22 protein-coding genes and 1 tRNA gene are annotated in these 26,486 nt (G+C 71.6%); 10 read left to right on the plus strand and 13 right to left on the minus strand.

Features of this window, described 5'->3' with window-relative positions; translation table 11 throughout:
* Positions 1–4: 4 nt before the first annotated feature.
* On the minus strand, positions 5–505 hold the full coding sequence (locus tag ACWDX7_RS17680) for a hypothetical protein (protein ID WP_451490978.1): 501 nt from the start codon (positions 503–505) through the stop codon (positions 5–7).
* A 271-nt stretch (positions 506–776) separates the two neighbouring features.
* Here ACWDX7_RS17680 and ACWDX7_RS17685 point away from each other — a divergent pair, with 271 nt between their 5' ends.
* Positions 777–1,187 (plus strand): rodlin, encoded by a 411-nt coding sequence (locus ACWDX7_RS17685; protein ID WP_451490979.1) that lies wholly within the window; start codon positions 777–779, stop codon positions 1,185–1,187.
* Between the two features lie 113 nt (positions 1,188–1,300).
* Here the strand turns inward: ACWDX7_RS17685 and ACWDX7_RS17690 are convergent, their stop codons facing one another.
* Positions 1,301–1,942: a vitamin K epoxide reductase family protein gene (locus ACWDX7_RS17690; protein WP_451490980.1), complete on the minus strand. Its 642-nt coding sequence runs from the start codon at positions 1,940–1,942 to the stop codon at positions 1,301–1,303.
* A 192-nt stretch (positions 1,943–2,134) separates the two neighbouring features.
* Between ACWDX7_RS17690 and ACWDX7_RS17695 the strand changes: the two genes are divergently transcribed.
* A complete protein-coding gene (locus ACWDX7_RS17695; RefSeq protein ID WP_451490981.1) occupies positions 2,135–2,908 on the plus strand; it encodes a DUF6227 family protein in 774 nt (257 codons plus the stop codon).
* Positions 2,909–2,925: 17 nt separating this feature from the next.
* On the opposite strand, the gene ACWDX7_RS17700 is transcribed toward ACWDX7_RS17695, so the two are convergent.
* From ACWDX7_RS17700 to ACWDX7_RS17715, 4 genes are all read right to left on the minus strand, one after another.
* A complete protein-coding gene (locus ACWDX7_RS17700; protein WP_451490982.1) occupies positions 2,926–5,043 on the minus strand; it encodes a PTS fructose transporter subunit IIABC in 2,118 nt (705 codons plus the stop codon).
* Positions 5,044–5,063: 20 nt separating this feature from the next.
* A complete protein-coding gene (pfkB, locus tag ACWDX7_RS17705; RefSeq protein ID WP_451490983.1) occupies positions 5,064–6,014 on the minus strand; it encodes a 1-phosphofructokinase in 951 nt (316 codons plus the stop codon).
* Positions 6,011–6,772, minus strand: a complete 762-nt coding sequence (locus ACWDX7_RS17710; RefSeq protein ID WP_451490984.1) for a DeoR/GlpR family DNA-binding transcription regulator — start codon at positions 6,770–6,772, stop codon at positions 6,011–6,013. Before ACWDX7_RS17710 ends, pfkB begins: the two co-directional genes overlap by 4 nt.
* Before the next feature lie 156 nt (positions 6,773–6,928).
* The gene (locus ACWDX7_RS17715) at positions 6,929–8,626 is read right to left on the minus strand and encodes an MFS transporter (RefSeq protein ID WP_451490985.1); all 1,698 of its coding nucleotides are present in this window, start codon (positions 8,624–8,626) and stop codon (positions 6,929–6,931) included.
* A 63-nt stretch (positions 8,627–8,689) separates the two neighbouring features.
* Between ACWDX7_RS17715 and ACWDX7_RS17720 the strand changes: the two genes are divergently transcribed.
* On the plus strand, positions 8,690–9,721 hold the full coding sequence (locus tag ACWDX7_RS17720; RefSeq protein WP_451490986.1) for a helix-turn-helix transcriptional regulator: 1,032 nt from the start codon (positions 8,690–8,692) through the stop codon (positions 9,719–9,721).
* A gap of 124 nt (positions 9,722–9,845) precedes the next feature.
* On the opposite strand, the gene ACWDX7_RS17725 is transcribed toward ACWDX7_RS17720, so the two are convergent.
* Positions 9,846–10,823, minus strand: coding sequence for a sigma-70 family RNA polymerase sigma factor (locus ACWDX7_RS17725; protein WP_451490987.1), 978 nt, complete (start codon positions 10,821–10,823; stop codon positions 9,846–9,848).
* 224 nt (positions 10,824–11,047) lie between these two features.
* Between ACWDX7_RS17725 and ACWDX7_RS17730 the strand changes: the two genes are divergently transcribed.
* Positions 11,048–11,581 (plus strand): N-acetyltransferase family protein, encoded by a 534-nt coding sequence (locus tag ACWDX7_RS17730; protein WP_451490988.1) that lies wholly within the window; start codon positions 11,048–11,050, stop codon positions 11,579–11,581.
* A 108-nt stretch (positions 11,582–11,689) separates the two neighbouring features.
* Here the strand turns inward: ACWDX7_RS17730 and ACWDX7_RS17735 are convergent, their stop codons facing one another.
* Both ACWDX7_RS17735 and ACWDX7_RS17740 read right to left on the minus strand, forming a co-directional pair.
* Complete coding sequence (locus ACWDX7_RS17735) at positions 11,690–13,228, minus strand: MFS transporter (RefSeq protein WP_451490989.1); 1,539 nt, start codon at positions 13,226–13,228, stop codon at positions 11,690–11,692.
* A gap of 61 nt (positions 13,229–13,289) precedes the next feature.
* Positions 13,290–14,108, minus strand: coding sequence for a TetR/AcrR family transcriptional regulator (locus tag ACWDX7_RS17740; RefSeq protein ID WP_451490990.1), 819 nt, complete (start codon positions 14,106–14,108; stop codon positions 13,290–13,292).
* A gap of 249 nt (positions 14,109–14,357) precedes the next feature.
* Here ACWDX7_RS17740 and ACWDX7_RS17745 point away from each other — a divergent pair, with 249 nt between their 5' ends.
* Positions 14,358–15,638, plus strand: coding sequence for a M6 family metalloprotease domain-containing protein (locus ACWDX7_RS17745; RefSeq protein WP_451490991.1), 1,281 nt, complete (start codon positions 14,358–14,360; stop codon positions 15,636–15,638).
* A 22-nt stretch (positions 15,639–15,660) separates the two neighbouring features.
* Here ACWDX7_RS17745 and ACWDX7_RS17750 read toward each other — a convergent pair whose 3' ends face one another.
* Positions 15,661–18,207 carry an ATP-binding protein gene (locus ACWDX7_RS17750; RefSeq protein ID WP_451490992.1) on the minus strand — a complete coding sequence of 849 codons (2,547 nt, stop codon included), beginning with the start codon at positions 18,205–18,207 and terminating at the stop codon, positions 15,661–15,663.
* 265 nt (positions 18,208–18,472) lie between these two features.
* On the opposite strand from ACWDX7_RS17750, the gene ACWDX7_RS17755 reads away from it, so the two are divergent.
* The 4 genes from ACWDX7_RS17755 (at position 18,473) to ACWDX7_RS17770 (ending at position 21,458) form a co-directional block, all read left to right on the plus strand.
* Positions 18,473–18,874 carry a hypothetical protein gene (locus ACWDX7_RS17755; RefSeq protein ID WP_451490993.1) on the plus strand — a complete coding sequence of 134 codons (402 nt, stop codon included), beginning with the start codon at positions 18,473–18,475 and terminating at the stop codon, positions 18,872–18,874.
* The gene (locus ACWDX7_RS17760) at positions 18,871–20,361 is read left to right on the plus strand and encodes a hypothetical protein (RefSeq protein WP_451490994.1); all 1,491 of its coding nucleotides are present in this window, start codon (positions 18,871–18,873) and stop codon (positions 20,359–20,361) included. The genes ACWDX7_RS17755 and ACWDX7_RS17760 overlap by 4 nt, the downstream gene beginning before the upstream one ends.
* Complete coding sequence (locus ACWDX7_RS17765) at positions 20,358–20,975, plus strand: hypothetical protein (protein ID WP_451490995.1); 618 nt, start codon at positions 20,358–20,360, stop codon at positions 20,973–20,975. Before ACWDX7_RS17760 ends, ACWDX7_RS17765 begins: the two co-directional genes overlap by 4 nt.
* Before the next feature lie 410 nt (positions 20,976–21,385).
* Positions 21,386–21,458 (plus strand) — tRNA-Arg (locus ACWDX7_RS17770).
* 63 nt (positions 21,459–21,521) lie between these two features.
* Here the strand turns inward: ACWDX7_RS17770 and ACWDX7_RS17775 are convergent.
* The 3 genes from ACWDX7_RS17775 to ACWDX7_RS17785 form a co-directional block, all read right to left on the minus strand.
* On the minus strand, positions 21,522–21,731 hold the full coding sequence (locus tag ACWDX7_RS17775) for a hypothetical protein (protein ID WP_451490996.1): 210 nt from the start codon (positions 21,729–21,731) through the stop codon (positions 21,522–21,524).
* Positions 21,732–21,839: 108 nt separating this feature from the next.
* Entirely contained in the window at positions 21,840–23,816 is a 1,977-nt protein-coding gene (locus ACWDX7_RS17780; protein WP_451490997.1) for an MFS transporter, read from the minus strand.
* A gap of 165 nt (positions 23,817–23,981) precedes the next feature.
* Entirely contained in the window at positions 23,982–25,748 is a 1,767-nt protein-coding gene (locus ACWDX7_RS17785) for a D-alanyl-D-alanine carboxypeptidase family protein (RefSeq protein WP_451490998.1), read from the minus strand.
* A 429-nt stretch (positions 25,749–26,177) separates the two neighbouring features.
* On the opposite strand from ACWDX7_RS17785, the gene ACWDX7_RS17790 reads away from it, so the two are divergent.
* On the plus strand, positions 26,178–26,486 hold a 309-nt coding region (locus ACWDX7_RS17790; protein WP_451490999.1), incomplete at its 3' end, for a hypothetical protein.

The following is a 26,486-nucleotide window of genomic DNA, read 5'->3' on the forward strand; positions in this document are numbered from 1 at the left end:
CGTTCTAAGGCACCACGGGCACCGCCGGCAGCTTGGGCGCCTCCGGCACCTTGGGGATCGCGGGGGCGGTCCATACCGGCAGCGTGACCGGGTTCGAGGGCGTCTGCGGCACCGTGGCGGCCGGCGGGACCGCCGGGGTGGTGACGGGCAGCTTCGGGATCTCCACCGCCGGCAGCTCGGGGACACCGGGAATGGCCGGCATCTCCGGAAGCGTGGGCAGCTGGATCGAAGGCAGTGTGACACCTGTGGGCAGCAGGCCCTGGATCGACTTGAGGAGGTCCTCCAGGGTCTTGGTGAGGGTCGCCAGGAGGTCCTCGATCGGACCGGCGGCCGCGCGCTGCTCGACCTTCTCGATCTGCTGCTGGACGGCTGCCACTCGCTGCGTGAGGGCGCTCGCGCTGCCGCCGTCCGCGGCGCCCGCGGGGGCTGCCGCGCCGGCCAGTATGACGGCGGCGAGGACCGACGGGACAAGGAGGCGGGCGCGGGACGGCTTCGTGCTGTGCATGGACATTCCTTCGGGGTGGTCGCGCGTAGAGACGGACCCGAGCGATCCGCTTCCTTACCTACCGTGCGAACACCTTCTACGGACCGCAACCGGACCGCCTGCGGCCGAGTGGCCCGTACGGGCTTCGTGCAGGCGTCCGGAGGGGGCTCGCCTGCACGGGGAAAACCGCACCGCCCGCAGGCCGTTTGAGTGAAGCAGCGGAACCAACCCCCGCCCGGGCAGTTGATCAGGGCGCTCCACTAGCGGGCACTCGTGCGACAAAAGGATCAAGATGTTCAAGAAGTTCATGACCGCTGCCGCGGTCACCGCCGTTGCGGTCGGCGCGGGCGCTGCTGCCGCGGCTCCGGCCATGGCCATCGGCAACGACAACGGCATCAACACCGTCAACGGCAACGGTGCCTCGCAGGTCTACGGCAACCAGACGACGAACGGCGCCATGAGCCCCCAGCTCGGCCTCGTCCAGGGCACCCTGAACAAGCCCTGCATCGGTCTGCCGGAGAAGGTCAACGTCCAGTCGATCGTCGCCCTGGTCAACGTCGGCGTCCAGGACATCAACGTCCTGGCCAACCCGCAGCACCAGCAGTGCACCGAGAACTCCACCCAGGCCAAGGGTGACGAGCCGCTCTCGCACATCCTCAGCAACATCCCGATCCTGTCGGGCAACGCCTCCGTCGGCAGCTGAATTCCGCTCCGTACGACCGTCCGGGCCCCTGACGCCCGTGAGGTGATGTGACCAGGGCCCCGGCAGCGTCCAGCTGCCGGGGCCCTCGCCTGCGCCGGGCCGGGCCGGGGCCGTCAGCCGGTCCAGAAGTCCCACCACCGGGTGAGGATCAGCATGCCGATCACTCCGATGTGCAGGGCGGGCGGGGCCCAGCCGAATTCGGTGAAGAAGCCGCGCACCGGGCCGGGGGCGGGGAGGGTGCCCGTACGGACGTTGTGCGCGGTCACCGCCCAGAACATCAGCAGGGTCGCCACCCAGGCCAGGCAGCACCACAGGCAGAGCGCGTTGATCTCGTAGAGCGACTGGACCATCAGCCAGGAGCAGAAGCCGACGCCGAAGACGGTGCCCGCGTTCAGGCCCAGCCAGAACCAGCCGCGGTAGCGGGCGCCGGCCAGCAGCCCGGCGCCGGCGCACACCACGACGGCGTACGCGACCAGCCCCAGCATGGGGTTGGGGAAACCGAAGGCCGCCGCCTGGTCGCTCGTCATCACACTGCCGCAGGAGACCACGGGGTTGAGGCTGCAAGCCGGTTTGAAGTCCGGGTCCTCCAGCAGGAGGAACTTGTCGAGGGTGATGACCCAGGAGGCCAGCACCCCGGCCGCGCCGGTGAGCAGCAGCAGCCAGGCCAGCCGCCGCGGGGTGGTGTCCTGTTCATCCTCGTGCCGGGTGCTGGACTGCCCCTGTTGGCGGGGAACGCCCACTGTATTCGTTGCCATGCGGCCCATAGTCCCGCGCTTCGCCACAGAGCGGGCCGAAGCATGCGTATCCGTAAGGAAGTTGACCTGAAGGGGTGGCGGGAACCGGAAAAGCTTCCCGGACGTTTTGCCGAACCCCGGACGTGATGTCAGAGCCAGGGGCTACGTTGAGCTTCCGCGAAGTGACAAGCTGCGACGGCCTGGAGACCCACCTTGAGCGATCCGTACGAGACAACCGAGGCGCACCTCGACCGACTCCTGGGCCGCGCCCTCAACTCCTTCGACCTGCCCGACCGGTTGGTCGAGCGCCTCGGCACGGCGCTCGCCCACAGCTCTTCCCTGTACATCACCCACCACAGTCCGGCGACGGGCCGCTGGCGGGACACCCACCGGCACACCTTCCTGCTGCCCGACGGCGGTTCGGTGTCCCTGTGGGAGCTGGTGTACCGGCAGGAGGGCGGCCGCACCGCCCGGCACGAGATCTTCGCGACGAAGGCCGAGGCCTGCCTGGCCGTGGCCCGGCTGTTCGGACAGCTGCCGGCCGACGCCGCATCGGATCCGGCGCTGCCGCCGGGCGGTGCGGAGCCGGACCGTGACGGGGCGGCGCCGAGCGCGCTCTTCGCGGCTTCGGCGGGGAGGCGACGCCCCCGGGACTACACGGTGGAGCAGTCCGCCGACCACGCCCGGCGGGTGCTGCGCCGCGCGGAGAACGCGGACCGCCCCGACGAGCGGGTGGCGCGGCTGCTGCGGTCGGCGTACGCCCACCGGATCACCCAGGCGTTCGGCGGTGGCCGGCACTGCCTGACGGAGGGCCGGGACGTCGCGGTGCGGCTGTACGAGCACGGCTTCGTCCTGCTGGACGGGGCCGAGGTCAGCCTGTGGGAGGTCGAGCACACGGCGACGCCCGACGGCCGCCACATGTGCGAGGTGTACGCGAGCGAGGCTGCCGCGCGCGAAGCCATGGAGCTCCGCGCGCGGGTGCGGTGACCTCGTCGCCGGCGGGGTCAGACCGCCGCGGCCACCTCGGGGTGCTGGGCCGCGGCGTCGGCTGAGGGAGCCGGGGCGGGCTGCCCGGCGCGGCGCATTCCCTTGAGGAGGAGGACCAGGCCGGCGGTGGTCGCGGTACCGGCGGCGATGGCGATGAGGTAGAGCAGCGGGTTGCCGATCAGCGGGATCACGAAGATGCCGCCGTGCGGCGCCCGCAGGGTGCACTCGAAGGCCATCGACAGCGCCCCGGTGACCGCGCCGCCTGCCATGGCGGCGGGGATCACGCGCAGCGGGTCGGCCGCGGCGAAGGGGATGGCGCCCTCGCTGATGAAGGAGGCACCGAGGAACCAGGCGGCCTTGCCGTTGTCCCGCTCGGCCTTGGAGAAGAGCCGCCCGCGCAGGGTGGTGGCCAGTGCCATCGCGAGCGGTGGCACCATGCCGGCGGCCATCACGGCGGCCATCACCTTCAGGCTGCCTTCGTTGGGGGAAGCGAGACCGCCGATGGCGAAGGCGTACGCGACCTTGTTGAGCGGGCCGCCGAGGTCGAAGCACATCATCAGGCCGAGGATCACGCCGAGGATGACCGCGTTGGCGCCGGAGAGGCCGGACAGCCAGCCGGTGAGGGCCTGCTGGAGCGAGGCGATGGGCTTGCCGACGACCAGGAACATCAGGAAGGCGGTGACGGCGGAGCCGATGAGCGGCAGCACGACCACGGGCATGATCCCGCGCAGGGCGGCCGGGATCCTCAGCCGCTGGAGGGCGAGGACGGTGCCGCCCGCGATGAGGCCGGCGATGAGGCCGCCGAGGAAGCCGGCTTCGATGGTGAGGGCGACGGCGCCGCCGACGAAGCCGGGGACGAGGCCGGGCCGGTCGGCCATGCCGTAGGCGATGTAACCGGCGAGGACCGGGACGAGGAAGCCGAAGGCGAGGCCGCCGGTCTGGAAGAGCAGCGCGGCCCAGCTGGCCGCCTCGGTCCAGGCGAAGTGTTCCGCGACGGAGGGCGCGGTGTTGATCTCGTACCCGCCGATGGCGAAGGCGAGGGCGATGAGCAGACCGCCGGCGGCGACGAAGGGGACCATGTAGCTGACGCCGGACATGAGCCAGGTGCGGAGCTTGGCCCCGTATCCGTCGGTGTCCCCTCCGGACCGCTCGACGGGGGTGGGCGCCTGCGACTCCACTTCACCGCGGGCGACCTTCTCCCGGGCCTCGGCCAGCAGTTCGGCGGGGCGGTTGATGCCCGCCTTGACGCCGACGTCGACGGTCGGCTTCCCGGCGAAGCGGGCCCGGTCGCGGACGGGGACGTCATGGGCGAGGACGACGGCGTCCGCCTCGGCGATGGCCTGCGGGGTGAGCCGGGTGAAACCGGCCGAGCCCTGGGTCTCGACGTCGATGCGGATGCCCGCGGCGGCGGCCGCACGCTGGAGTGCCTCGGCGGCCATGTAGGTGTGCGCGATGCCAGTGGGGCAGGAGGTGACGGCGACGACGGAGAAGGACCCTGCGGGGCTCTCCCCCGCCATGGCCGGCTCGGGAAGGGACGGAACGGGCGCGGGCGGGGGCTCCTCCGCGGGCGGGCGCGTGGGGGCGGGCGCGGCCGGCTCCTCCGCGGGCGTGGGCGGCTTGTCCGCTGGCGTGGGCGGCTTGTCCGCTGGCGTGGGTGCGGGCGGCTCGTCCGCTGGCGTAGGTACGGGCGCGGCCGGCTCGTCCGCGATCAGGGAAGCGGCCTGCGCCGGGGTGGCCGCCGCGCGGAGGGCCGCCACGAAGTCCGGGCGCATCAGGCGGCGGGCCAGTGAGGAGAGGATGGACAGGTGGGCGTCGTCCGCACCCGCCGGAGCGGCGATCAGGAAGACGAGATCGGCCGGCCCGTCCGGGGCGCCGAAGTCGATGCCGGCCGGGGCGCGGCCGAACGCCAGGGTCGGGACGGTGACATGGGCGGAGCGGCAGTGCGGGATGCCGATACCGCCTTCCAGCCCGGTCGGCATCTGGGCCTCCCGCGCCGCCACGTCCGCCAGGAAGCCGTCGAGGTCCGTGACGCGGCCCAGCGACAGCATCCGCTGCGCCAGCGCACGCGCCGCCGCTTCCTTCGAGTCGGCCGACAGGTCGAGGGTGACCAGTTCGGGGGTGATGATCTCGCTCATCGCGGGCTCCTTCGCAGGCCTCAGGCCGCGGCGGGTTCGGACAGGGGGAGGTCCAGGGGCGGGGCCGGGGTGACGTGGACCGCGTCGGGGAGCAGGTCCGCCGGCGTCGGCATGGCGCTTCCGGGCAGCTGGACGGCGGCCGCGCCGTGGGCCAGGGCCGAGGCCAGGGCGCTGGGGCCGGTGCCGCCGGCGATCAGGAAACCGGCCAGGGAGGCATCGCCCGCCCCGACGTCGCTGCGGACCGCTGCGACCGGCGCGGTGCCGTAGTACGTGCCCTCGGCGGAGACCAGCAGCTGGCCGTCGCGGCCGAGGGAGGCCAGTACCGCACCCGCGCCCAGCGAGCGGAGCTCCTCGGCGGCTTTGACCACGTCGGCCAGGGTGGAGAGCGGGCGCCCTACGGCGGCGGCCAGTTCGGAGGCGTTCGGCTTGATGACGTCCGGCCCGGCCGGCAGCGCCGTCAGCAGGGCCGCGCCGGAGGTGTCCAGGGCGATCCGGGCGCCGGCCGCGTGGGCGCCGGCCACCAGGTCGGCGTACCACTCGGGCCGCAGGCCGCGCGGGAGGCTGCCGCAGCAGGCGATCCAGGCGGCGGCGCCGGAGCAGGTGCGAACCGTCTCCAGCAGGAGCGCGGCTTCCGCCGGGGACAGCTCCGGACCGGGCGCGTTGATCTTCGTCAGGGTGCCGTCGGGCTCGGCGAGCGAGATGTTGGAGCGGGTCTGGCCGGAGATCGAGACCGCCGTGACGTCCACGCCCTGGGCGCCCAGGAGTTCGGCGAGCAGTGCGCCCGGTGCGCCGCCCAGCGGGAGGACCGCCGTCGTACGGACGCCCGCGGCGGCCACCGCGCGGGAGACGTTGACGCCCTTGCCCCCCGGGTCGACCCGGTCGCCGGTGGCGCGCAGCACCGCGCCGCGCTCCAGCGAGGAGACCTCGTAGGTCCGGTCGAGGGAGGGGTTGGGGGTGACGGTGAGGATCATACGAGCACGACTTCCGTACCGGCGGCCTCGATCGCCGCCTTGTGAGCGGGGGCGAGCCCCGTGTCCGTGATGAGCAGGTCGATGTCCGCGAAGGAGCCGAAGCGTGCGAACTGCTCCTGGCCCGCCTTGGCGGAATCGGCGAGGAGCACGACGCGGCGGGCGGCCGCGACCGCGGCGCGCTTGACGGCCGCCTCGGCGAGGTCGGGTGTGGTCAGCCCGCCCTCGGCCGTGAAGCCGTTCGTCGCCAGGAAGAGGACGTCGGCGCGGATCTCGGCGTAGGCGCGCAGCGCCCAGGCGTCGACGGCGGCCCGGGTGCGGTGGCGGACGCGGCCGCCGACCAGGTGGAGGTCGATGCCGGTGTGGTCGGCGAGGCGGGCGGCGACGGGCAGCGCGTGGGTGACCACGGTGAGCGCGGCGTCGACCGGGATGGCGGCCGCGAGGCGGGCGATGGTGCTGCCGGCGTCGAGGACGATGCTGCCCCCGGCGGGGAGCTCGGCCAGGGCCGCGGCCGCGATGCGGTCCTTCTCGTCGGCGGCGGTGGCCTCGCGCTCGGTGAGGTCCGGTTCGAAGTCCAGGCGGCCGGCCAAAATGGCCCCGCCGTGCACGCGGCGGACCAGGCCGGCCCGGTCGAGGGCCGTGAGGTCACGGCGTACGGTCTCGGCGGTGACCTGGAACCGGTCGGCGAGGGTCAGGACGTCGACGCGGCCCGCCTCGCGGGCGAGGCGGAGGATCTCCTGTTGGCGTTCCGGTGCATACATGTGGTTTTACGTCCGCTCCATGCCCGACTCTATGGTTCCGTCTTCACCGTACGCCCGTTAGAGGAATAAGCAAAGAGAAACGGACATGCCCGCCACCGAAGCGGGCATGTCCGTGAGGTCGAGTCGCAGAGCCGTAGGCCCTGGTCCACTGGACCCTCAGGCCACCGGGATCTTCGGGGCGGCGGCCGGGCCGGCCGGGCCCGTCGCGGCGGCCAGGGCGTCCACCGGACCGCCCGGGGCCACCGGGCCCGCCGCGGACTCGTCGCCCGGGATCTCCTCGTGCGGCCCGGCCGGAGCCTGTGCGCGCGGCAGCATGAACATCACCGCGAAGATCACCACGAGCACGGCCACGACCCACCACAGCGCGGTGCGGAAGGCCTCGACGTACGGCGATCCGAAGACCATGTCGTCGTCGATCACCCCGAAGAAGACGACCGAGGTGAGGCCGAGACCCAGGGCGTTGCCCATCTGACCGGTGGTGTTGATCAGGCCGGAGGCCGAGCCGGCGTGCTCGCGCGGCACCCCGGACAGCACGGCGTCGGTCAGCGGCGCCACGATCAGGCCCATGCCCAGGCCCATGACCACGAGCGGGGCGGCCATCTGCCAGGAGGTGATCTCCAGGCCGTAGTGCCGCGACTCCCAGATGTAGAGGAGCAGGCCCGCGGCCATGGTCAGGGCTCCGGCCTGGAGCACCTTGCGGCCGAAGCGGGGCACGAGCTTCTGGACCGACAGGCCCGCGGCGGCCGAGACGGCGATGGAGAAGGGGATGCCGGTGGTCCCGGCGCGCAGGGCGCTCCAGCCCAGGCCCATCTGCATGTAGAGCGTCCAGACCAGGAAGAAGATGCCGGTCGCGATGCCGAAGGTCAGCTGGACGGCGATACCGCCGGCGAAGCTCTTGACCTTGAAGAGGGACAGCTCGACGAGGGGGGAACCGTCCTTCTTGATCTTGTACTTCTCGTACGCGATGAAGGCGGCGAAGACGAGCGGCGCCAGGACCATGCAGACGAAGCCCCACACCGGCCAGCCGTTCTCACGGCCCTGGGTGAGCGGGAAGATCAGCATGACCAGGGCGAGGGTGGCGAGGACGACACCGACGAGGTCGAGGCGCAGGGCCTGGGGGGCCTTGGACTCGGTGATGTACTTGCGGCCCAGGATCACGCCCGCGATACCGACCGGCAGGTTGATCAGGAAGATCGGGCGCCATTCGAGGCCGAAGAGGTTCCACTGCGTGAGGAGCGCGCCGAGCATCGGGCCCGAGACGGCGCCGAGGCCGACGATCGCGCCGAACATGCCGAAGACCTTGCCGCGCTCGTGGGGCGGGAAGGTGACGTGGATGATCGCCAGGACCTGCGGGACCATCAGCGCGGCCATGGCGCCCTGGAGCAGGCGCGAGGCGACCAGCATGCCCGGGTTGGCGGCGATGCCGCAGAGCAGCGAGGCGGCCGTGAAACCGGCGATGCCGATGAGGAAGAGGCGCTTGCGGCCGTAGATGTCACCGAGACGGCCACCGGTGATCAGGCCGGCGGCGAAGGCGAGGGCGTAGCCGGCCGTGATCCACTGGATCGCGCTGGTGGAGGCGCCGAAGTCCTGGCGCATGCCGGGTATCGCGATGTTGACGATCGTGACGTCGACCAGGTCCATGAAGGCCGCGGTCATCACGATGGCGAGCGCGAGCCAGCGGCGGCGGTCGGCGCGCGAGCCGGGGGCGTCGGCTGCCTGGGGCCCGGGCGCACCGGGTACGTCGCCCGGGGCGCCGGGTATGCCGCCCGGCGCTTCTGCGGGAGCTTCGTTCCGCTCTTCTCGTACGGGCCCGTTCTTTCTCTCGGGCGATGCCTTGGGCGTCTCGGTACTCATGGGAAGAAACCTAGACGGCATGTAGGTCAGGCGGTGTCCTATTTCGCTGGCAGCCTGGTTCCCATGACCGACACACCGGCACGGCTCCTGTCCTTGCTGTCCCTCCTGCAGACTCCGCGCGAATGGCCGGGGCGCGAGCTGGCGGACCGGTTGCGGGTGAGCGCGCGGACCATCCGGCGCGACATCGACCGGCTGCGGGAGCTCGGGTACCCGGTGGAGGCCACGCTCGGTGCGGAGGGCGGCTACCGGCTGGTCGCGGGCGCCGCGATGCCACCGCTGCTCCTGGACGACGAGGAGGCGGTCGCGATCGCGGTGGGACTGCGGGCCGGGGCCGGGCACGCGATCGAGGGGGTCGAGGAGGCCTCCGTACGGGCCCTGGCCAAGCTGGAGCAGGTGCTGCCGTCACGGCTGCGCCACCGGGTGAGCGCGCTGCAGTCGGCCACGACGGCGCTGACCCGGGGCGACGGGGCGAGCGTGGACCCGCGGACGCTGACCACGATGGCGTCGGCGGTGGCGGGGCCCGAGCGGCTGCGGTTCGCGTACCGGGCGGGGGACGGGGCGTGCTCGAAGCGGCTGGTGGAGCCGTACCGGCTGGTGAGCACCGGGAGCCGCTGGTACCTGGTGGCCTACGATTTGGAGCGGGAGGACTGGCGGACCTTCCGGGTGGACCGGGTGGCCGAGGCCTTCGCGACGGGGGCCCGGTTCGCGCCGCGGGAGCTGCCGATGGACGCGGAGGCGTTCGTACGGCGCGGGCTCGGCGGGCGGGAGACGTACCGGGTGGAGGTGACCTTCGCGGCGGCGCCGACGGAGCTGCCGGCGTGGCTGGAGGCCGAGGTGGTCACCGCCGCTGGGACCGGCTCCGGCGAGGGCGGGGGCGGGGGCCGGGGCAGGGACGGGGGGAAAGGCGAGGGCGAGGGCGAGGGCGAGGGCGAAGGCGGCACGCGGGTCCGGTTCGAGAGCGGGGACGCGCCCGAGTGGCTGGCGGCCCGGCTGGCCATGACGGGGCTGCCGTTCACCGTCCACGCCCCGGACTCGCTGGCGGCCGGGGCGCGGGCACTGGCCGGGCGGCTGACGCGGGCGGCGCAGGGCGCGTAGGGCGTAGGGCGTGGAGGTGGCGGCCGGGGGCGCGGGATGCGTCACCGGCGCAAGGGGGAGCCCCGACACCTGGGGGGGGGATAGGTGCCGGGGCTCGTACGGGGGGGGCTTCGCCGCGGGCCGGTCAGGCCACGGCGTCGAAGCCGGTGTCACGCGCCATGCGCTTCAGTTCCAGCAGGGCGTGCTTCTCGATCTGCCGGATCCGCTCCCGGGTCAGGCCGTGCTGCTTGCCGACCTCCGTCAGGGTCCGCTCGCGGCCGTCCTCGATGCCGTACCGCATCTTGATGATCGACGCGGTGCGCTGGTCGAGCTTTCCGAGCAGTTCCTCCAGCTCCTCGCTGCGCAGCAGCGAGAGGACGGACTGCTCGGGCGATATCGCGGAGGTGTCCTCGATGAGGTCGCCGAACTGCGTGTCGCCCTCGTCGTCGATGCCCATGTTGAGGCTGACGGGGTCGCGCGCCCAGTCCAGTACGTCCCCGACGCGCTTCTCCGTCGTGTCGAGCTCGGCGGCGATCTCGGCGTGCTCCGGATCCCGGCCGTTCTCACGGTTGAACTCGCGCTGCACCCGCCGGATCCGGCCGAGCTCCTCGACCAGGTGGACGGGGAGGCGAATGGTGCGGGACTGGTCGGCGATGGAACGGGTGATGGCCTGGCGGATCCACCACGTGGCGTACGTGGAGAACTTGAAGCCCTTGGCGTAGTCGAACTTCTCCACGGCGCGGACCAGGCCGGCGTTGCCCTCCTGGATCAGGTCGAGGAGGGGCAGTCCGCTGCGCGGGTAGCGGCGGGCGACGGCCACGACGAGGCGGAGGTTCGAGCGGATGAAGACTTCCTTGGCGCGCTCGCCTTCGGCGGCCAGCGTCTCCAGCTCCTCGCGCGTGGGGGTACGGCCCTCGCGCTCGATGACTCCGTCGAGGATCTGCCGTGCGTACACGCCGGCCTCGATGATCTGGGAAAGCTCTACTTCCTTGGCGGCGTCGAGCAGGGGTGTACGCGCGATCTCGTCCAGGTACATGCCGACCAGGTCGCGGTCTGCTATCTCCCCGCCCACAGCGCGGGCGCTGCTGGTGGACTGACGACGGGCGACGGCGCGGGTTGCCATGCGTGCTCCCTTGCGAAGACTTCGGTCGCGGTGCGGCTGCTGGACGTCACTGCTACTGCGGTCACTGCTACCGCGGTCACTGCCTCTGGGGTGTACTGATCGGACACTCTTCCGAATGCCCGCTTCCGAAGGAAACAACGACTGGAATCGGGACAGAATTCCCCCGCTGTCTCTGTTTTTCGAGATCTTGCAGTATCCTGCCCCGCCACGAGGGGGGCGGAAGAATGCTGCCGGAGCTTCAAGAAGTGCAGGTCAGGCCGGGGACGGAGGCCGATCTGGCCGCCCTCACGGAGGTGTACAACCACTACGTCCGTGAGACGCCCGTCACCTTCGACACGACCGTCTTCACTCCCGAGCAGCGACGCCCCTGGCTGCACTCCCACCCTGAAGACGGCCCCCACCGGCTCCTGGTTGCCTGGACGGGTGACCGAATGGCCGGATACGCCACAAGCAGCCCCTTCCGCCCGAAACCGGCCTACGCCACCTCGGTGGAGGTCAGCGTGTACCTGGCCCCGCACGCGGTCGGCCGGGGCATCGGCACGCTGCTGTACGAGGCGCTCTTCGCGGCGCTGGCGGACGAGCCGGTGCACCGCGCGTTCGCCGGGATCGCCCTGCCGAACGAGGCCTCCGTACGCCTGCACGAGCGCTGCGGCTTCCGCCGGATCGGGGAGTTCACGGAGGCGGGCTGGAAGTTCGGCCGCTACTGGGACGTCCGCTGGTACGAGCGGCGGCTGCGGCAGGACCACCCGTCCGGCTGAGCCCGGCAGCACAAGACAGACCGACCCCGCCCCGTTCGGACTCGAACGGGGCGGGGTCGGCTGTGGTCGGCTGTCATTCCGGGCGGGCGGGGCCCCGTACCGCCCGCGTCAGTGGGCGATCACCGGGACCTTGACCTCGGCCTCGCCGTTGGCGCCGGAGCCCGAGGCGACCGGACCGCCCGCCCCCGGGCGCCCCGTGTTGATCAGGCCGACGGCGATGGCGGAGCTGGCGACCAGGATGCCGACCGCCCACCAGATCGCGGAGGTGTACCCCTCGACCATGGCCTGCGCCTGGACCAGGCGGGCGCCCGCGCCGCCCGCCGCGATCCCGGCCGCGTGGTCGGTCAGGAACGCGGTGGTCGCCGAGGCGGCGATCGTGTTCAGCAGCGCGGTGCCGATGGCGCCGCCCACCTGCTGCGAGGTGTTGACCATGGCGGAGGCGACACCGGCGTCGGCCGGGTTCACCCCGTGCGTGGACAGGGACATGGCGGGCATGAAGGCCGTACCCATGCCGAGGCCGAGCAGCAGCTGCGCCGGCAGGATCAGTGCCGGGTACGAGGAGTCGACCTCCAGCTGGGTCAGCAGCAGCATGCCGGTGGCGGCGAGCAGGAAGCCGGGGCCCATCAGCAGGCGCGGCGCGACCCTGGTCATCAGGCGGGCGCCGATCTGGGTGGAGCCGGTGATCATGCCCACGATCATCGGGAGGAAGGCGAAGCCGGTCTTGACCGGCGAGAAGCCCTTCACGATCTGGAGGTAGTAGGTGAGGAAGAGGAACAGGCCGAACATCGAGATGACGGCCAGGCCGAGGGAGAGGTAGACACCGCCGCGGTTGCGCTCCAGCAGGACGCGCAGCGGCAGCAGCGGGGACTTCACCAGGGCCTCGGTGAGCACGAACGACGCCAGCAGCACGACCGAGGCGATGAACACGCCCACGGTCAGCGGGTCGCCCCAGCCCTCCGACTCGGCGCGGGTGAAGCCGTACACCAGCGCGACGAGACCGAGCGTGGACAGGACCACGCCCGGGATGTCGAGCGGCGCGCGGTTGCGGGAGCCGGCGGGCTCACGGATGACCAGCCAGGCACCCACGGCCGCGACGATCGCGAAGGGGATGTTGACGAAGAAGGTCCAGCGCCAGTTGAGGTACTCCGTGAGGAAGCCGCCGAGGATCAGGCCGACGGCGCCGCCGCCGCCCGCGATGGCACCGTAGATGCCGAAGGCCTTGGCGCGTTCCGTGGCGTCGGTGAACATGACCGCGAGCAGCGAGAGGGCCGCCGGTGCGAGCAGGGCGCCGAAGACGCCCTGGAGGGCGCGGGCGCCCAGCATCATGGCCTCGCCGGTGGCGGCGCCGCCGAGCGCGGAGGCCAGCGCGAAGCCGACGAGACCGACGATGAAGGCGTTCTTGCGGCCCCACTTGTCGGCGATGCGGCCGCCGAAGAGGAGCAGTCCGCCGAAGGCCAGGGCGTAGGCGGTGATGACCCACTGACGGTTGCCGTCCGAGATCCCCAGGTCGCGCTGGGCGGACGGGAGGGCGATGTTCACGATGGTGGCGTCGAGGACGACCATCAGCTGGGCCAGGGCTATGAAGACGAGCGCCTTCCAGCGGCTGGGGTCGGCAGCCGACGGCGGTGTCGCGGCTGTTTTCGGCATGGGGATACCCACTTCACTGTGCGGAATGACTGGAAAAGGATATTTACGGCGGGCTGACGAGTCACATGGTTTTACGCCTCAGCCCCTCCAGGGTGGCCGCGGAACCCGGCAGCACGGAGCGCGCCGGAGCCCTCAACCCGTCGAGGAACAGCTGGAGATGGCGGTGGACGAAACGATCGCCGTCGAGGCAGGCGGTACCGGGCAGGGGGCGGCTGAGCTGGGACAGAGCCACCATCAGGTCACCGGCGCCGATGTCCGCACGGATGAGGCCGGCGCCCTGGCCGGCGGCCATCAGGGTCTGGACGGCGCCTTCCAACGCGGCGCGGGCGGCGTGGAGTTCGGGGTGGTCGTGGTCGAAGTCACCGGCGAGCATGGGGCAGAGGGCGCCGATCCGCTCGTCCGCGGCGGCGTGCGTGAAACGGCACAGCGCGGCGAAGGCGTCGGCCTCCTCGGCGAGCGAGGCCTCGGCCTGGGCGGTGACCCGGTCCATGACGAAGAGCACGACGTGGTGGACGAGGGTGGCGCGGTCGGGGAAGTGCCGGTAGAGGGTGGCGTTGCCGATGCCGGCCCGGCGGGCGACCTCGTCGAAGGGGGCGCTGGAGCCGAGCTCGACGAGCACCTCCCGGGCGGCCGTCAGGATCCGCTCGCGGTTGCGGACGGCGTCGGCTCGCGGGCGCGGCACGCGCGCCTGCGGGGTGGACGGGGCCGCGGGGGCCGGGGCGGCAGCCGCTGGGGCCTCGGGGGTCGGGGCGGCGGTGGGGGCCGCGGTGGCCGGGGCGGCGGTGGGGGCCGCGGGTGTCCCGGGTGCCGCGGGTGCCGCGCCCGACGCCTGCGGGGCGGGCGGGGCCGCCGGGGCGGTGGTGGGGCTCGGGCGCTTCATTCCGGGGCCTCTCTGGGGCGGTGCCGCGTACGACGCCTCCGCAAACGGGGAGCTGGTCCCCACTTCGCGGGACTCACATGCAAACGGGGATCGACTCCCCGGTTATTTCACTCGTTCGTGTGAGCTGGATCACGGGCCGTTCCACGTTCGGCCTCTTCCGGCGCGCGGGCGGCCCGCAGCCGTCGGAGGGTGATCGGACAGAGAGCAGACCGGGCCCGGCCGGCTGCCGCGGACCCGAAGGCGATCTCCATGCCGCAGACCCGCCACCGGATACGCAGACAGCGATGCCGTACCAGCGCGTACATCGGCCTCACCGCACTCGCCCTCGGCGTCTCGGCCACCGCGAGCGACGGGATACCCGGTCACGGCCACTCGGCGGCCGGACCCGTGGCCACGACCGCGGAGTCCGCCCTCGCGCCCTGCCGGATCGCCGGCGTGATGGGCGTGCAGATGTCCGAGGGCCTGCCGACACCGCCCGGGTACGCGCGCTCGACCGGCGAGGTCAGGGCGTTGAACCTGATGATCGACTTCCCCGACGCCAAGGGCGAGGGCACGGCCCTGGACCGCCTGGCGGAGTTCTTCCCCCAGACCACCGAGTGGTTTCGCACCAGCTCCTACGGCCGGCTGAGCTACCGGGCGGAGTCGCCGATAAGCACCTGGCTGCGGATGCCGATGCCCTTCGCGGCGTACGGGATCGACCGCGGGTCCCCGTACGAGCCGGGCTACCGCCAGCTCGTCGAGCACATCGCCAAGGCGGCGGACGCCGAGGTGGACTTCAGCCGCTACGACCTCGTCAACATCCTGGTCACGCCGAACGCCGGACCCTCCGCCCTCGACACCGTCCTGTCCGTGACCTTCTCGGGCAACGGCGAGGCCCCGGTCGCCGACGGGGTCCCGCTCTCCAACACGTCCTTCGTCTACAGCCGGCAGGACGACGGCTCCGGCTCCTACCGGGAAACCGGCTACCGGGTGCTCCCGCACGAGAACGGGCACGTCTTCGGACTGCCCGACCTGTACACGGCCGACGGCGGAGGCGCGGTCGGGCACTGGGACATCATGAGCGAGGACTGGGGCGCCAACAACGACCTGCTCGGCTGGCACAAGTGGAAGCTGGGCTGGCTGGACGGTACGCAGATCAGCTGTGCGGCGAAGGCGGGTGTCAGCGAACACGTCCTGACTCCGCTGGCGGCGCGGGGCGGCACGAAACTCGCCTTCGTCCCGCTGTCCGAGAGCGCCGGTTACGCGGTGGAGGTGCGGACCCAGGCCGGAAACGACGAGGCCGTCTGCCGGCCGGGCGTCCTCGTCTACAAGGTGGATTCCCAGGTGGACACCGGGCAGGGGCCGGTGACGGTGTCGGACAGCACGGACGAGAGCGGCGGCTGCACCCGGTGGCCCAATGTCCACGCGGAACTCTCGGACGCGCCCTTCCGGCCGGGCGAGACCTTCACCGACGAGAGGGCGGGCATCAGCATCGCGGTGGTGGGCGAAGCGCGCGACGGCGGCTACCGGGTACGGATCACCCGCCCCTGACCGCCCGCGCGGCGCCCCCGTATCAGCGAGATTGAGGCGCGGGCAGGGGCGCGGGCAGGGGCACGGGCTGAGGCGCGGGCAGGGTCAGCACCATGGTGAGGCCGCCTCCCGGAGTGTCCTCGGCGGTGAGCGTGCCGCCGACGGCCTCCGTGAACCCGCGCGCCACGGCGAGCCCGAGGCCGACCCCGGCGCCGCGCGGTACGTCCCCGTAGCGCTGGAAGGGTTCGAAGATCCGGGCCTTCGCCGCGTCGGGGACGCCGGGGCCGCGGTCGACCACGCGCAGTTCGACGCGGTCGGCCAGCGCGCTGGCGGAGACGAGCACCCGCTCGCCGGGAGCGCTGTACTTGACGGCGTTCTCCACGATGTTGGCGACGGCCCGCTCCAGCAGCCCCCGGTCGACGGCGACCATCGGGAGCGTCTCGGGGATGTCCAGGTCGACGCTGTCCTCCGGTACACCGCCCATCGCCATCGGGACCACCTCGTCCAGGTCGGTCTCGCGGATCAGCGGGACCACGGAGCCGGTGTTGAGGCGGGACATGTCCAGGAGGTTCCCGATCAGCGCGGCGAGGCGGTCGGCGCCGTCCTCGATGCCTTCGAGCAGTTCCGCCCGGTCGCTCTCGGACCATTCGACGTCGTCGGAGCGCAGGGAGGAGACGGCCGCCTTGATGCCGGCGAGGGGGGTCCGCAGGTCGTGGCTGACGGCGGCGAGCAGGGCCGTACGGATCTGGTTGCCCTCGGTGAGACGGCGGGCCTCCTCGGCCTCGCCGACGAGGCGCTGGCGGTCGAGTACGACGGCCGCCTGCGCGGCGAAGGCGCCCAGGACGCGGCGGTCCTCGGCGGGCAGCACCCGGCCGTGCAGCGCCAGGGCCATGTTGTCGCCGATGGGCATGTCCACATCGGCTTCTTCAGGGCGGGCGACGGGGCGGGAGCCCACGCTCGCGGTGGTCGACCAGGGGGCGACGTCGCTGTCGCGTTCGAGCAGGGCGACGGAGTCCATGGCGAAGGTCTCCCGGACCCGTTCCAGGAGCGCTTCGAGGGAGTCCTCACCGCGCAGGACGCTGCCGGCGAGGACGGAGAGTATCTCGGACTCGGCCCTCAGCCGGGCGGCCTGGTGGGTACGGCGGGCGGCCAGGTCGACCACGGAGGCCACGGCCGCCGCGACCCCGAGGAAGATCACCAGGGCGGTGATGTTCTTCGGGTCGGCGATGGTCAACGTATGCGTCGGCGGGGTGAAGAACCAGTTGAGCAGCAGTGAGCCGAAGGCCGCCGAGACCAGCGCGGGGAGCAGTCCGCCCAGCAGGGCGGCCGCCACGGTGAAGGCCAGGAAGAGCAGCATGTCGTTCACGAGGCCCAGGTCGGGGAGGACCGCGAGAAGGAGCACGGTGAGGAGCACGGGCCCGAGCGTGCCGGTGAGCCAGCCCCAGACGGTCCGGTGACGGCCGAGGAGCGGGCCGCGGGCGGCGGGCAGCGGCCGACCCCGGCCCTTGGCGGCCTCGTCGTGGGTGACGATGTGCACGTCGAGGTCCGGGCCGGATTCGCGGGCGACGGTGGCGCTGACGCCGGGGCTGAAGACGGACTGCCAGGAACGGCGGCGGCTGACGCCCAGCACGATCTGGGTGGCGTTGACCCCGCGCGCGAACTCCAGCAGGGCCTGCGGCACGTCATCGCCTATGACGTGGTGGAAGGTGCCGCCGAGGTCTTCGACCAGCGTCCGCTGGACGGCCAGTTCCTTCGGCGAGGCGGAGGTCAGTCCGTCGCTGCGGGCGATGTAGACGGCGAGCACCTCGCCACCCGCGCCCTTCTCGGCGAGCCGGGCGGCGCGGCGGATGAGGGTGCGGCCCTCCGGTCCGCCGGTCAGCCCGACGACGATGCGCTCGCGCGCCTGCCAGGTCGAGCGGATGCCGTGCTCGCCCCGGTATTCGTTGAGGTACTCGTCCACCCGGTCCGCGGTCCACAGCAGGGCCAGTTCCCGCAGGGCGGTGAGGTTTCCGGGCCGGAAGTAGTTCGACAGGGCCGCGTCGACCTTCTCCGGCTTGTATATGTTGCCGTGGGCCATCCGGCGCCGCAGGGACTGCGGCGACATGTCGACCAACTCGATCTGGTCGGCGCGCCGCACCACCTCGTCGGGGACCGTCTCGCGCTGGCGCACCCCGGTGATGGCCTCGACCACGTCGCCCAGCGACTCCAGGTGCTGGATGTTGACGGTGGACACGACATCGATACCGGCCTGGAGCAACTCCTCCACGTCCTGCCACCGCTTGGCGTTGCGCGAACCGGGAACGTTGGTGTGGGCGAGCTCGTCCACCAGGACCACGGCGGGCCGGCGCGCCAGGACGGCGTCCACGTCCATCTCGGTGAAGGTGGCGCCCCGGTGCTCGATCTCCCGCCGCTCGACCAGTTCCAGACCGTGCAGCATCACCTCGGTGCGCGAACGCCCGTGGTGCTCGACGAAGCCGACGACGCAGTCGGTACCGCGCTCGACCCTGCGGTGCCCTTCGGAGAGCATCGCGTACGTCTTGCCCACGCCCGGCGCCGCGCCGAGATAGATCCGGAATGTGCCGCGTCCCATGTGGTTCAGCCTTCGAAGCGGACCCGTGAGAACGGGCTGTGTGATCAGGTACCGGTACGGATACGAGGGACCTCCTCCCCGCCCCCCGCGCGGATCACCCCCCTGATCACCGTACGTCCGAACCAGCCCCGCCCGCCCCGCCGCCCCCCGGCGCCACCCCTTCCCGGCGGCTGCGCACCCAGTCCGAAAACAGCGGACCGATGGACCACTACGCCGTTGCTAGGGTGAATGGTCCGCGTTGCGGAACGCGAGGGGGCAGGGACCAGTGACATTCGATAAGGAATGGGCGGCCGCCAAGGCCACGGCCGGCGAAAAGTCGCACGACCTGGTGGTCACACAGGACGATCTGGGGAGCGTCGGGCACGAGGCATTCATCATTCACGATCAACTGCGCAAGAAGACGGACATCGCTCGTTCCGGCGCGACGGCCCGCGCCGCGACCGAATGCGCCGCACAGAACCTAGCCTTGGGTTCCGAACTGTCGGCCACCCTCTCCACGTGGGACTCGCAGGTCAAGACCGTTCTGCAGATGTACGCGCACATCTCCAACCACCTCGACTACTCCAAGAAGGCCCACGCGAACAACGACGAAGCCATCGCCGCGAGCCTGCGCCACCGCAACGGTTCCGCGATGTCCGTCTCGGAGATTCTGAGGCACGTCAAGTGACCCTCACGTGGACCGGCCTCATCACGCTCGACCTCGGCAAGCTGCACGGGTCCGTCACGGAGTGGAAGACGGTGGAGGAGGAACTGGCGAAGTTACAGGTAGCGGTGCGGGACGGACTCCTGAAGAAGTCCGAGGCGGCCCGATGGGAGGGTGCCAACGCCACGGTGACCCGGGAGTTCGTACGCAGCGCCGCCAAGGAGGTGGCCGACCTCCAGCGCGAGGCCAAGAGCATTCACAGCGTCCTCGCCGACGCACACGCGGAGCTGACTCAGCTCCAGAAGCGGGCGAAGGACCTCGCGGACGAGGCGCGGCAGGGGGACCCCACGCGTCGCCCCGAGCCGGACCCGGGGCTTCTGGTCTCCGACGCGGGTGGCGGCAAGGTCCGGGTCGACAGCTCGATCTGCGATGCGAGGGGACTCTCCCAGCGGACCCAGGACATGATGCGCTGGTACGCCGACACACTCACCGGCCTGATCAGCCACGCGGCCGAGGTGGACGCCGCCGCCACCCGCGCCCTGCGCGCCAGCCACGGTGCGGATCCGCACAACGCCGGCCACTCCTCCTACACGTCACTGGACCAGGACCAGCTGCCACGGGCAATGGACCTGGCCGCCCTGGGCACCAACGCGGACCCGCCCCAGCAGGCCGAGCTGCGCAGGCTGTGGCACTCGCTCAGCCCGGACGCCCGTGCGCAACTCTGGTCCGCACACAGGGTCGAATTGCTGGCCGCCGGGCTGTTCAGCCCCTCCGTCCCGAACGTGGCGATGGACCGGGGTTCCGGCAAGCACGGTTCAGCGGAGGCTGGATGGGACGACTGGATCACCAAGGGGAAGATCGGGCTACTCATCGACGGCGGGGACATGGGCGGTCTGACCGACGCGTCACGGCACATGGAACACTACGTCGACAACTCGGGCGAGCCCATGAAGCTCCCGGTCGACACGATGCTCACCGACGACCCGGGCTTCCAGACCCACATAGCCAACAACCACCTGCAGGAGTACGGGGTCGTCTGGCGTGATCAGGCCCTGGCGGAGTTTCAGAGGAACGGCGGCCGCCCCGTCGTGATACCGGTCGAGACGTCGAGCGGCGCCGATTACAGCTTCACCCAGAAGTCGAATGAGAACTGGTTCTATGCGGTCGGCTCGACTCGGTCGAACGTAACCGGGGTCGTGACCGTTGTTCCGGGCTCCGATGGTGTGCCGCTGGTCGGCCTGGAGTACCAGGTCAATGCCTGGGACCGATACAACTGGGACGAGGGCAAGGGTGTCGACGTCCTGGGTGTGAGCATTCCGGACGGTGAGATGGGCCGACAGCACAAGGTCGGCATGGCCCAGGAGTACGACATGGTCGGGAGCAGCTCGGTGAAGCACTACGACCTGGGCGGCGCAGCGGCCCCACCCGCGCCGGAAGATCCCGGCCGGACGGGTGACCGCAGTGATCCCGGACGTCATGCGCGTAACGGAGAAGGGGAACCCGGCCGATGAACGACGCCGTGGCAGTGGCGGTGCTCCAACGGCGCAGGTGGTCCTGGAGGCGGCGCCTGACCGTCGGCGCCGTGTTGTTTGTGGGTGTGGGCGGCTGCCTGGTTCTCGTCGCCGCCCTGTTGGTCGGGTACGCCTCGCGGGAGGCGGGCGAGCGGGAAGAGAAGTGCTGCTGGGAGGAGAACGTCACTCCCGCATGGATGGCGGAGGCGATGGGCGTCCAGGTGCCGCAGACTGCCACGGACCGCCGGGCCGGCTTCAAGACCGGCCTGCAATACGATGTCGGGCTCCTCAGCTTCACGGTGGCGGCGCAGGAGGCGGACCGCTTCCTGCAACCGCTGCGTCGGGAGGGCAGCCAGATGCGTCGCAACATCACTCCGAAGAAGCCGGGTTACACCAGCCCCGAGGGGTTCAGCCACCTCGGGCTTCCGGAGCCGGAGACCTTCGTCGAGGGAATGCGCATCACTTCCGTCTGCGGACGTGACGCCCATACCCCCGCGAGCGAAGCCCTCAAGGTCTGCGTGAGCGTCCACGTCCACGAGTTCAAGCCCGGCACCACCCGCGTCTACCTCGGCACGGTGAACGAGCAGAGCATCGGCAAGCCGCCGCCCGCCTAGGGACCGCTGGGTCGCGCTGCGCGCCGTGCAGGGGTGGCCGGGAACAGGGCGATGGCGGTATCGGGCGGGGGCTCTCGTTGCCTGCCGCGTCGTAGGTGGTGGGCTTGGTCGTGGACGACCCGGTGCCTGTGGTGCGGGTGGTGGAGGTCGGGGCGTACGGGCGCGGGGAGCCCGGGGCTGGGTAGGTGTGGGTGGTGGTGATGGTTTTGGCAGTGTCGCCGGCGGGGGTGTAGCTGTAGTCGGTGATGTCTACCGGGGTGGCCGCGTTCCCGGTCCCCCGAGAACTGAGCCGCGGAGCCCCGCCCTGATCCGCTACCCTGTCCCTGGGCTGCCCTTGTGGCAGCCCAGGACCTTGCCGAGGCGAGCCGGACTCTCACGCTGAGCATTCGGCCACGTTTCACACAAGGCCCGCCTTCGTAGCTCAGGGGATAGAGCACGGCTCTCCTAAAGCCGGTGTCGCAGGTTCGAATCCTGCCGAGGGCACGACCCGAGGGCCCCCGGTCGGCTTATGTCGCCGGGGGTTCTCTCATTGGCGGGGTAGCGGGGTTAGCTGAGGCCGCGGCTGCGTTCGCCGATTCGGTCGCCCTGGGGGGTGCCGGCGCGCTTGAGGGCCGCCTTCGTGTGGGCCCCGCCCTTGACCTTGCTCCGTACCGGACCTTCGAAGCCGTGGCCCGGCACACGCGGCAGCTGGACCGGCTCCTGTGCCTTGGCCATCGCCATGGCCGCCTGGACGTCATGCCTCTGCTGTTTGCCCATCCCGCCGTCAACTCCCTCGGGAAGCCCAATCGGACTAATGGGATCGTACGCAGATATTACGCAGATATACGGACCACCGCACTCGGACCCAGTCGTAAAGACAGCCGATCAGGGCTTCGACGGCTGCGTCCGGTAGATCAGTTCCTCCGGGCAGGGCGTCCCCCGGGGAAGCTGGTACTTGGCGGTGATCCGGTACTGCCCCGGCGCCGGAGCCAGCAGCTCCGTCCACACGTCGCCGCCCGCGTCCGGCGCGGCCTTGGAGAGGCATCCCGCCGCGTTGGCGTACTCCTTCCGCAGGGCGCTCCCGCCCGCGGCCCCCGCATTGCCGCGCGCCTTCGACGCGAAGGTCTCCTGCGGCGGCGCCACCGGCTTGCCCGCCGCGTCCACCAGCCCCAGCCACGGCGAGTGCGGGATCCGCACCAGCACCCGCCCGGCCTCCTTGACGTCCACGACCAGCTCGTCGGCGCCGGCGCGCACCACACCGGCCGGTCCGGCGACCAGATCGGTCGGCTCGTGCACCTTGAAGAGCTGCCAGTTCCCGTCGCCCCACACCTGCTGGAGGTACGGAAGCCCCTCGCGCACGAGTTTCGCCTCGTCCTCGCCGCCCGAGTCGGGTTTGTCGGCGGGCAGCACCACGTAGTGCACGGCCCAGCGCTCCAGCCAGGCCCGGTAGCTCTCGGCGGTCAGGGTGTCGTCGTAGAAGAGCGGGTTCCGCTCCAGGTCGGCCTGCCGGTTCCAGCCGCGCGCGAGGTTCACGTACGAGGGGAAGGCGGACGACTCGCGGTGGCTGCTGGCCGGGACCACCTCGACCCGGCCGCGGTCGGCGCCCGCCTTCTGCAACTGGTCGACGAGCGGCGCGAGCTCCCGGTTCCAGGCGGCCACCGGGGTGGTGCGGACGATGTCCGTGACGCTGTTGGTGGTGATCCACACGGTCAGCCCGGCGAAGGCGGCCAGCAGCGCGTACCAGTGCCGCGAGCGCGGGACCGCGTACGGGAGGGCCGCGAGCAGCACGGCCCCGCCGAACAGCATGACCATCCGGGTGACGTTCGAGCCGACCTGGGAGTCGACGGCCCAGGTCAGGAAGGTTCCGAAGGCGTAGACGGCCGAGGCGATCCGGACCGTCTTCCACCGTCGTGGCACGAGGAACAGGATCGCCAGTGCGAAGGTGAACGGCAGCCACGCCGAGCCCAGCTTCATCGGCTGCGTGCCGGAGAAGGGGAACAGCCAGGCCGACAGCCCCACGACGGCCACCGGCGCCAGGCCCAGCGCGTACGCACCCGGCCGCCGCCGGCTCAGGAAGAGCGCGGCCGCGATCACGCCGAGGAAGAGCCCGGCGACGGGGCTGGCGGCGGTGGCGAGGGCGGCCAACGGGGCCGCGACGGCGGCTTTGGCCCAGCGCCGCTCGGCCCATTTGCGGGGCCAGCAAAAGACGGCGGCGACCGCGGCGAGCGCGAACATGGCGCCGAGCCCGAAGGTCACACGGCCGGACAGGGCATTGCAGAGCAGCCCGTACACCCCGGCGAGGGCGGGCCACAGCGGCTGGCGGACGGTGCCCCGCGAACGGGTCAGGATCAGCGCGAGCAGACCGGCCGAGACCGTGCCGGCGGCCATCATCGTGGTCCGGACGCCGAGCATGTGCATGAGGTACGGCGAGACCACGCTGTACGAGACGGGGTGCATGCCGCCGTACCAGGCGAGGTTGTACGCCGAGTCGGGATGGCGGCCGACGAACTCGGCCCAGGCGTCCTGGGCCGCGAGATCGCCGCCGCTGTTGGCGAAGGTGAAGAACCAGAGGACGTGCAGGACGGCGGCGAGTACGGTGGCGGTGGCCACCGGGTGGCGGTGCGCCGAGTCCAGGCCGCGCCGCATGCCGCGCGCGGCCAGCCTGCCGGGCCGGCGGAGCAGACCGCGTACGCCCCGTGCGCCCCGTAGGCGCCGTACGTCTCGTAGGCCCCGTACGTCTCGTATTCCGGGCGGCGTCTCGGGCGCGGCGGAGCCGTCGCAGCCGGCCCCGGCCGGCACGGTACGCGCGGCCGTGCCCGGGCCGCGGCCCGGGCTCTGGCCCTGCTGCTCAGCGGTGGTCACTGCCGCACTCCCCAACACCTGAGTCAACGCTTGATTCGATGCCAGTCGACGCTTCCGTCGACGTTCGCGCCAGCGCCCGGGTCCGCCTACGCTTCCACGTACGCAAGACGTGCACCGGTGCCCCGGGGTTGCCCCGGGGCACCGGATCCACGGTCTCACCTGCTGTCAGCCGACGCGCGTCAGCTTGCTGCCGATGCCGGGCGCGGCGAGGTCGCTCTGCAGTGCCACCGGCACCTGCACCTGGCTGGCACCCTCGCCGACGGTCAGCACACCGATCTCGGTACCGGCCTTCGCCGTCTGAGGGATCTTGCTGCCACCGTCCGCCAGCTTGATGTGGACGGTCAGGGTGGCCCAGCCGACCGCCTGCACGTCGCCGGTGGCGACGACCGGCGTACGGCCGCCGAGGCCGTCGTCCACGTACCCCACGACCTCGCCCTTCTTCACGACGGGCGCGCCTTCGAGGGACTTCTGCGTGGCGATCAGCAGCTGCCTGCTCGCCGCGATCACGCTGTCGATGATCGGCGGCTTGTGCTGGCCGAGGACGGCTCCGACGATCAGCTGGTTGGTGTTGCCGATCTTCTTCCTCGCGGCGAAGAGGAGGTTCCCGCCGGCCTTGGTCGTCGTACCGGTCTTGATGCCGAGCGATTCGTTGGCCGGGACGAGCCCGTTCCAGTTCCGCCAGTTCTTGCCCGACGGGTCGACCCAGCTCGGCTTCTTGGTGATGTCGAGCAGCGTCTCCATCTCCACGAGCTTCAGACCAAGCTTGACCTGGTCCTCGGCCGTGCTGACCGTGGTCGCGTCCAGACCGGAAGGGTCCGTGTACGTGGTCTTGGTCATGCCGAGTTCCTTGGCGGTGTCGTTCATCTTCTTGACGAACGCCTCCTGGGAACCGGCGTCCCAGCGCGCCAGCAGCCGCGCGATGTTGTTGGCCGACGGGATCATGAGGGCGGCGATCGCGTCGTACTCGGAGATCTTGTCGCCCTCCTTGACCGTGTCGAGCGTGGACTCGTTGTCGGTGGAGTTGTTCTTCTTGCCCTCGGTCTCGGCCGTCTTGTCGACCTCGATCATCTCGCCCTGCTCACCCTTCTTGATGGGGTGGTCGCGCAGGATGATGTACGCCGTCATCGACTTGGTGACGCTGGCGATCGGCACGGGCTTCTGCTCGCCGGACTGGCCGAGCGTGCCGAGGCCGGCGGCGGCCATGTAGGCCTGGCCCTCGCCGGGCCAGGGCAGCGAGGGCTTGGAGCCGCCGAAGGTGTACGAGCTCTTCGCGCTCAGTACGAGTTTCGGCTCGGGCAGCGGACGCACCAGCTGCACGACGCCGAGGATGACGGCCAGGATCGCGACGAGCGGGGCGTAGATCTTGAACCGCCGCACGGCGGTGCGCAGGGGACTCGGCGGCGGGGGCGGATTGTTGGTGAGGTCCGCCAGCATGTCGAGCGGCGGCTTCGGGGGCAGCGGCTGCTGGGTGGTCCGCTCGGGGGCGAAGGCGGCGGCGGATGCGGGTGCGGATGCGGGTGCGGATGCGGGTGCCGTTGCCGCGGGGGCGGGGGCGGGCTTCGGCTCCCTGCCTGCCTCGGGCTTCGCGGGAACGTCATCCGTACGCAGCGGCACGAAGGTACTGGCCTTGGGCGCCGCCGCAGCGTCCGGTTTCACGGCCCGGAAGACGGCGGTGCGCTCGCTGTCGCCAGACTCCGCCGCGTCCTTGTCCTGGTCGGCAACCGGCTTGCCCGCATCCGCCGAAGCGGAACCCCGGCCGGCGTCAGCCCCGGGCTTCACGGCCCGGAAGACGGCGGTCCGCTCGCTGTCGCCAGACTCCGCCGCATCCTTGTCCTGGTCGGCAACCGGCTTGCCGCTGGTCGCCGAAGCGGAACCCCGACGCGCCTCGCCTGCGGCAGCCGAACCAGCGCCCGGCTTCACCGCACGGAACACAGCCGTACGCTCACTGTCCGCCGACTCCGCCGCCCGCGCGGCAACCGGCTTGCCTGTGCTCGCCGAAGCGGAATCGCGGGCGGCGGCAGCGGAACCGACCACGGGCTTGACCGCATCCGAAACCCGCCCAGCAGCCGACTTTCCGGTGCCCGCCGAAGCGGAATCCCGGCCAGCGTCAGCGGCGGCAGCCGAACCAGCGCCCGACTTCACCTGCTCGGCAGCCAGTTTGCCCGTGTCCGCCGAAGCGGAGGCTCGACCAGCGTCAGCGGCGCCAGCCGCACCGGCATCCAGCTTCACCGCACGGAAGACGGCGGTGCGCTCACTGTCGCCAGACTCCTCCGCATCCGCCTCTCGCTCAGCCACCGGTTCGCCCGCGCCCGCGGAAGCGGAATCCCGACCCGCCCCACCGGCGGCACCGACACCCGGCACGTGCTCAGCAACCGGCTCGCCCGCGCCCGCCGCAGCGGAGTCGCGACGCGCCTCACCGGCAGGAGCCAAGCCCGCGTCCGGCTTCACCGCACGGAAGACGGCGGTGCGCTCACTGTCGCCGGACTCCTCCGCATCCGCCTCTCGCTCAGCCACCGGCTCGCCCGCGCCCACCGCAGCGGAATCCCGACGCGCCTCACCGGCAGCAACCACGTCCGCGTCCGGCTTCACCGCACGGAAGACGGCGGTGCGCTCACTGTCGCCGGACTCCTCCGCATCCGCCTCTCGCTCAGCCACCGGCTCGCCCGCGCC

This window comes from Streptomyces sp. NPDC003034, from assembly GCF_053591375.1.